The sequence below is a fragment of the Vibrio sp. SALL6 genome, from assembly GCF_002002385.1.
Classification (GTDB): Bacteria; Pseudomonadota; Gammaproteobacteria; order Enterobacterales; family Vibrionaceae; genus Vibrio; species Vibrio parahaemolyticus.
Genome location: NZ_MQVK01000052.1, coordinates 1 through 409 on the forward strand (window position 1 = coordinate 1; position 409 = coordinate 409).

A 409-nucleotide genomic window follows, 5' to 3' on the forward strand; every position below is an offset into this window, starting at 1 on the left:
AGTGTCCACACAGATTGATATGGTTTAAATTCAGAGCAAAAAGTTGGTTCTGCATAAAGTGCTGAAGCAATTTATGTGGGGCTATAGCTCAGCTGGGAGAGCGCTTCGCTGGCAGCGAAGAGGTCATCGGTTCGATCCCGATTAGCTCCACCACTGACTTCCTATGTCCCGTTCGTCTAGAGGCCTAGGACACCGCCCTTTCACGGCGGTAACAGGGGTTCGACTCCCCTACGGGATACCATCTTTAAGCACATTTCTTTTGATAAAAAAGTATTAAGTGTTCTTAAAAATGGTTACTTCATTAGAAGTGATTAGCTCTTTAACAATTTGGAAAGCTGACAAAACAACAATTTATTGTTGTTTGTAAAGTTCTCAATGTTTGTCTTTAAGACAAACACCAAAATAACAC

2 tRNA genes are annotated in these 409 nt (G+C 41.6%); both read left to right on the plus strand.

Features of this window, described 5'->3' with window-relative positions:
- The first annotated feature begins 77 nt into the window (after nucleotides 1-77).
- Nucleotides 78-153, plus strand: a tRNA-Ala gene (locus tag BIW15_RS23285).
- A gap of 12 nt (nucleotides 154-165) precedes the next feature.
- Nucleotides 166-241 (plus strand) — tRNA-Glu (locus tag BIW15_RS23290).
- Nucleotides 242-409: the final 168 nt, after the last annotated feature.